4 protein-coding genes are annotated in these 7,263 nt (G+C 48.8%); 3 read left to right on the plus strand and 1 reads right to left on the minus strand.

Annotated elements, in window-relative coordinates; all coding sequences use genetic code 11:
- Position 1 precedes the first annotated feature (1 nt).
- The 3 genes from CPT76_RS09355 (at position 2) to CPT76_RS09370 (ending at position 6,862) form a co-directional block, all read left to right on the plus strand.
- Positions 2-1,684, plus strand: a complete 1,683-nt coding sequence (locus CPT76_RS09355; protein ID WP_105442722.1) for a response regulator — start codon at positions 2-4, stop codon at positions 1,682-1,684.
- Positions 1,685-1,784: 100 nt separating this feature from the next.
- The gene (locus CPT76_RS09360) at positions 1,785-3,059 is read left to right on the plus strand and encodes a Gfo/Idh/MocA family protein (protein ID WP_105442723.1); all 1,275 of its coding nucleotides are present in this window, start codon (positions 1,785-1,787) and stop codon (positions 3,057-3,059) included.
- 281 nt (positions 3,060-3,340) lie between these two features.
- Positions 3,341-6,862: a discoidin domain-containing protein gene (locus CPT76_RS09370; protein ID WP_105442725.1), complete on the plus strand. Its 3,522-nt coding sequence runs from the start codon at positions 3,341-3,343 to the stop codon at positions 6,860-6,862.
- A 12-nt stretch (positions 6,863-6,874) separates the two neighbouring features.
- Here CPT76_RS09370 and CPT76_RS09375 read toward each other — a convergent pair whose 3' ends face one another.
- On the minus strand, positions 6,875-7,147 hold the full coding sequence (locus CPT76_RS09375) for a hypothetical protein (protein WP_105442726.1): 273 nt from the start codon (positions 7,145-7,147) through the stop codon (positions 6,875-6,877).
- Between the last annotated feature and the right edge of the window lie 116 nt (positions 7,148-7,263).

Raw genomic sequence — 7,263 nt, forward strand, 5'->3', positions numbered from 1 at the left:
CATGTACAGGCTTTTAATCGTAGATGATCTGCCGATTATTGTAGATGGTCTTCTGGAGTTGTTCGAGAAGACGGAGCATTTGGAGCTTGAAGTCATGAAGGCTTATTCCGGCGATGAGGCATTGGAGGTACTATCTCATCACCGAATGGATATTGTGATTTCGGATATTAAGATGTCTGGCATAGAGGGCATTGAGCTGCTGCAGGAAATAAAATCGCAGTGGCCGAAGTGCAAAGTAATTTTATTGACAGGGTACAATGATTTTCACTATGCGAAGAGTGCCCTGACGTTTGGGGCTTTTGATTATTTGCTGAAAGTAGAGAGCGACGAGAAGATCATTCATACCGTTGAGCGGGCGATCGAGGAAATTGAAGAGGAACAGGATCAGGCGCAAATGATCTTGCGTGCCCAGTCCAAAATGAGAATAGCGATGCCTTCCTTGCAGAAGGAATATATTTGGGGCTTATTTCAAGGCAAGACGATGACGGGGCAGCAGCTTCGGGACGCTTTTGCGGAAATGGACATTCCGCTTGACGCATCGCTGCCTGTCTATTTACTGATTGGCCGGATCGATGCCTGGAAGGAAATGTTCACGGCGCCGGACAAGGCTTTGCTCGCTTACGCTCTTCAAAATATCGCCGATGAATATTTATCCGCCCATTTGCGCTGCTTCTCCGTCGTATTTGACATGAACAAAATGGTATGGATCTTTCAGCCCAAAGCCAGTCCGGAGCTAACGGCGAATACCGGTACGATGGAATGGACCCGGGCATACCGCTATGTGAGCGGCAATTTGGAGACGATACAGGCTACCAGCAAAAAGTTGCTGAGTCTCTCCGTATCTTTTTTAATTGGCAGCGAGGCCGTTCCATGGAATCGGCTGTCGGATCGTTTTCATGCGATGAAATACGGTCTTATGCAAGGCCGTGGCTTGTTCCACGAAATCATCATGACAGATCAGGATATTCAGAAGTCCGAAGAAAAAGAGAGGGCAAAAAGCTATCATGACGGCATGTTCCACGCTCGTGTACAACTGCTGATGAGCTGTATTGAAAATAATCACCGGGAGCAGTTTAGTAAATTGTTTGTTGAATTGACAGACAGCTGGAAAGATCCGGATACTCCTGATGGGCGAAAGGTTGAGCTGTACCATTCCCTATCTGCGGTATTTCTGGCGCATTTGCACAAAAATAAAGAGATGCGAGATTACATAAATACCCAGATTAATTTGGATCTGCTGTTCCGCCAGGAGAAAACCGCTTCATGGACGGAGCTCATTCCATACTATTGGCAAATTACAGACTGCTTTTTTGAATGGAATGCGATTAGAGGAACAGAGCTGCCCGCAGAGGTCGTCCATAAGGTGCATCGCTATATAGAGGAGCATATTGCGGATGATATATCCCTAACCGCGCTTGGAGATTATGTCAGTTTGAATCCATCCTATTTATCAAGGCTTTACAAGCAGATCACGGGCATTGGACTGTCTAAATACGTAAATGATTACCGCAATGTTATTGCCAAGGACATGCTGCTCAATACATCGATGAAGGTCAATGAAATTGCCGCCAAGCTCGGCTACAATTCAGCGCTTGCCTTTATCCGCTTCTTTAAGAAGCAAAATGATATGACACCTCAGGATTTTCGTATGGCCCGCTCCGAAACGATGCAGCAAGGTCAATAAATGTATATGGAATGTAATCAATGATCTCTTTTGGTGCGCGGGGTCACCCCTTACAATGAAATCATGATCGATGCCATTGTATATGCAAGGGGGAAGAACATTGAAAGCATTAACGGCTGTACTATTAGGCGCAGGCAGTAGAGGAAGATACATTTATGGACCGTATGCGGAGAAATTTCCGAATGAGCTGAAGTTTGTTGCAGTTGCCGAGCCGGATGATGAACGCAGACAACATTTTGCCGAGGCTCATCAAATCGCTGAAGAGCATGTTTATCATTCATGGGAAAAAGCATTCGAGCAGGGGAAAATAGCCGACGTGATGATCATCTCCACGCTTGATCGGATGCATTATATCCCCGCAATGAAAGCGCTGGAGCTTGGCTACCATGTCATGCTGGAGAAACCGATGTCACCGAATGTGCAGGAATGCATCGAACTGGAGCAGGCTTCTCTAAAGAATAAGCGTTTGCTGGCGGTCACGCATGTGCTTCGTTATTCCCCGTTCTGGTCGGGCATCAAGAAATGCATCGCGGATGGGGAGCTGGGGGCAATCGGCACCATTCAGCTGACAGAGAACGTAGGCTATCACCATATGGTTCATAGCTACGTACGCGGCAATTGGCGTAACTCCGAGGAAACAAGCCCGATGATTCTGGCCAAATCCTGCCATGACTTGGACCTCATCTCATGGCTGATGGATGAGCCGTGCACAGCGGTCAGCTCCTTTGGCTCATTGCTTCATTTTAAAGCCGAGAACGCGCTGGAGGGTGCAGCCGACCGCTGCATCGATGGTTGCGAAGCAGAGAGGGAATGTGCCTTTTCAGCGATTAAACTGTATTTGGAGCAGCCTGCCGATCATTGGGCGCGCTATATGACGCACGATTTATCACAGGAAGGCATTATCCGGGCGCTTAGGGAAGGACCGTTCGGCCGCTGCGTCTATCGCTGCGATAACAATGTTGTCGACCATCAGGTCGTCAATATGGAATTTGCCAGCGGTGCCAACGCTAGTTTTATTATGTCGGGATTAACCAAGAGCGCTACTCGCCGTGTGCAGATTATGGGCACTCAGGGTGAGATCATTGGCGATATGGATAAGGGCTCATTTACGCTGTACCGCTATACGACGGGAGAAGAGATTGAAATTAAATGCAGCGTTCAGGGAGACGGTCACGGCGGAGGGGATGAGCGCATGGTGAGCTCCTTCCTCCAAAATGTACATAAGTTTGATCGCAACATGACCCAAGGCCTTACATCGGCTACAGCTTCCTTGCAAAGCCATTTGATGGCCTTCGCTTCCGAACGATCTCGTCTGCAGCAGGGCAGAAGCATCAAGCTGACAGAGATGTATCAGAAGGAAGAAGCGGGTGTTTGATGGTTGAAATCAGTGAGACGATGTGGGAAAGCCTAATATTCAACATAATCACTCGCTGCGAAGTAATTATGGCGGATATCCGCGGCGTCCGGGCTTGGGAGGTGTGTACCCCGGACGCCGCACAATTTGGCGAGAAAAGATGGAAATGGGGAAAGAGAAATTTTGTTTTTGAAAGCGGTTCCATTATGGTCTTGTACGGATTTCGTGAAAGGGGGGATCCATTCGTTTGACGAGATGACATATGGCTTTTCCATCAAACCAAACCATGCATGGAGGGACAAATGAAGAACACAAAAATGAAAGCCCTTTCAGTACTGCTGACAGCTGCCGTTATGCTGACACCAGCCGTTCAGCCGAGAGCCGCGCTTGCGAAGCCCGAAGCTCAGGACATCATGAATGCCTCCGCTGTCGGGCCAAATGACCTGCCGCCCCAAGGGGGAGAAGACAATGGCGAAAAGCATCCAAACGTCACCGATGCCGTTTACGGCCAGGATTCCGGTAAGCCCCCTGAAGGGCCCCAAGAGGATGAAGCTGCCAGCCAGATGGCTGCGTCCTCCACGTTCAGCGGAACCAATTTGGCTCTGAATAAACCGGTTTTCGCTTCCGGCAACGAAGTAGACTATTTGAATCCGGAGCTTGCCGTGGACGGGAAAGGAAACACCAGATGGTCTTCCGCATTAGAAGATGACCAGTGGTTTTACGTTGATCTTGGCGAACCGCAGGATATCGACCGCGTCGTCATTCGCTGGCAAACCCCTGCCGATACTTACAAAATCCTTGTGTCGGCAGACGGTGAGAACTGGGAGAACGTCAGGGATAATGACGGCATTATACAATGCAAAGGTGGTGTCGAAACGATCGACTTCTCTGTGCGCGAGGCAAGGTACGTAAAATTCCAGGGTGTCAAACGGGCGCCTGTCGAAGGCACGCTGTACGGATACTCTTTTTATGAGTTCGAAGTGTACCAATTACATGATTTGCAAACGATTATCGACAATGTCTCTGCGTCGTTGAAGGTCCAGCCTGGACAAACGAAACTCGATTGGTCGGATGTGGACGTGCCCGAGGGTTATCAAATCAGCCTGTATGGAAGCGACCGCCAGCCTGTTATCGACCAGGACGGCCAAATCCGTACACCACTGGTGGATGCCAAAGTCAATCTCATCGTACAAGTGGAAGATGAGAAAGACCCGAACCGGAAGCTGATTTCAGGGAACATTCCCGTTGTGGTGCCGGGACAGCATAAGCAAACTCCGGATCGGAACGCCGAACCAGACGTCATTCCTTCCCTGCAGGAATGGTACGGGGATACTGGCAAGTATAGACTAAAAAACTCTTCGCGGATCGTCGTGAATCCCCAAGACGAATCCACTTTGCGGAATGCGGCCGAGCTGACCCGCCAGGATTTGCTGGATTTGACCGGGTATGATCTCAAGATTGTAAGTGGCAAACCGAAAGCCGGTGATTTGTACTTGTCCATAGATCCATCCCTGACACGGCTCGGCGAAGAAGGCAACCGGTTCAAGGTCGGCGATTACGTTTCGATCACTTCCTTGTCCGCCAAAGGAGCTTTTTACGGTACGAGAACCGCGCTGCAAATTATAAAGCAGCATCCGGATCGGACCATTCCGAAAGGTGAAGCCATGGATTATCCGAAATACGCGCAGCGCGGATTGATGATCGATGTCGCGCGCAAGTTTTATACGATCGATTTTCTCCGAAATTACGTGAAATTGTTGTCCTGGTACAAAATGAACACGTTTCAAATTCACTTGAACGATGACGTCGGCACACCATTTGCGGACGGCACGACGGCCGCTTTCCGGCTCGAAAGCACCACCTATCCAGGGCTGGCGAGTCCGAACGGCCATTATACGAAGCAGGAATTTAAGGATCTGCAGCTGCTGGGCATGGAATATGGCATAAACATCATTCCGGAGATCGATACGCCGGGGCATTCCCGAGCATTCACTTCCTACAATCCGGCGCTTGGAAATGAACGGGGCCTCGATATTACCAAACCGGAAACCGTTCAGTTCGTTAAGTCTTTGTGGGATGAATATGTGGACGGAAATGATCCGACATTCATCGGTCCGGACGTCAACATCGGCACAGACGAATACGGCGGGAATTCCGAAGTGTTCCGCGGATATATCGATACACTGATCAAGCATATCAACAGCAAAGGCAAACATCCGCATTTGTGGGGCGAACTTACTCAACATAACGGCACGACGCCGATCAGTACCGACGCTACCATGAACATTTGGCATGAACCTTATGGTTCTCCACAGCAGGCAGTGGATCTTGGCTATGACGTCGTCAACACCCAAAACGTATTCATGTATATCGTCCCTACGCTATACGGTGACTATTTGAATTCCCAATTCATCTACAATGAGTGGGAGCCGGTGAAGTGGGAAACGACGACACTTCCTTACGGCCATCCGCGCGTCAAAGGCGGTATGTTCTGCTTATGGAATGACGTGTCCGAAGCCAACGGCCTGTCGATGGACGATTCGCATGAACGTTTGCTTCCGGGAATTCAAGCGGTCTCGGAAAAAATGTGGACCGGAACGAGGGATGACCGATCCTATGAGAAATTCGAGCAGCGGGCGAAGGCAATCGCCGACGCGCCAAACGCCGACATGTCCCATAAAATCACCGTAAGCAACAATGATAACAAAGTCATTTCGTATCTTTTTGAAAACAAATTCAAGGACGAATCCGGCAACCGTTTTGACGGCAAGGGCTTGAACGTCAATATGACGGAAGGAAAATACGGCAATGGTGTTCGACTGAATGGCGGGAAGAGCTATATTCAAACGTCGATCGACGCCTTAGGTTTCGGCTGGACGGTTTCGATGTGGATCAAACCCGACAAAAACAACCCCGATAACGCTATATTGATGGAATCTCCGGCTGGAACGCTAAAATTGAAGCAAGGCAGCAGCGGCAAGCTTGGTTTCACGAAGGAGCATTACGACAGTACATTTAACTACTCGGTTCCGGAAGACAAGTGGACGCATATCACGCTGAAGGGCGACAAAAAAGGCGTGACACTGTTCGTTAATTTGGACGAATACGTGGAAAGGTTGGAGGAACAATACCCGAAATTAAATACCCTTGTGCTGCCGACGCTCCGGATCGGAAGTGAAACGAATGCGTTTAAGGGCGTGCTGGATAACGTCATGATCTACAACAAACCAATCGAGCTGCTGAGCGGCGATAATTTGGCGCTCCATCAGGCTACGGAGTCGTCTGAACTCGAATTCCCGTATTACTCTTCCGACAAGGCGGTTGACGGGGATATGTCTCCACTGTCCAGATGGTCGAGCGCTTACGTGGATGACGCTTGGTTTATCGTCGATCTGGGCGCTCCAAAAGATGTCGGCAAAGTCATCATCAAGTGGCAAGGAGCTTACGCCGAAACGTACCAGCTGCTCGTATCTACGGACAAAACGAATTGGACGAATGTGTCCGGCGGTGACGGAGAAATCACCTCTAAGGGCAATCTTCTGGATATCATTACGTTCGATCCGCAGCAGGCGCGTTACGTCAAATTCCAGGGAGTGAAACGCGCCACCGTATTCGGAAACTCCTTCTTTGAATTCGAGGTGTACGGACCTGATCATATTCAGGAGTACAAGCAGCTGATTGCGCAGATGGAAGATCTTCTGAAGAAAACAGACGACGGAACGCTGCGTAAACTGCTGCTGCAAGTGCTGAATCGTTATCCGTACGACGCGACGGCCGACCTGGGGCCGCTGCGAGATTTGGTGAACGGCCTGCATTCCAAATGATTTATTGGTAGATCATTTGGAAAGTGAATTTGTCAGCAATGAACAAAAAAGCTTGGTCATTTGACCAAGCTTTTTATTTATCTGGTATTTGGAAACTTTTTTCTCTTTTTGTGTATCTGTTAAAGCTCCATCTTTGAATCGGACTGTCCATAGATGTGATTTATCATCGAACTTTATAGCTGTTGGAACAAATATTTTAATCTCTGCGGCTTCCTTGTTATTGATAGCTTCACGTAGGACCTGCTCTTCAGACAATATAGCCTTGTCTGGTTTTATGCTCGGCAATACAGTTACCTTTTTAGCTCCCGATAGACCAGCCGGATCTGGTTAAACCTTATGCTGCATTCACGAAACAAATAGTAGATATTATTATGGTTTAGCAGATTGTGCGATGGTTGTAT

Origin of the sequence: Paenibacillus sp. AR247 (assembly GCF_002968895.1) — a bacterium.
Lineage (GTDB): Bacteria > Bacillota > Bacilli > Paenibacillales > Paenibacillaceae > Paenibacillus_AQ > Paenibacillus_AQ favisporus.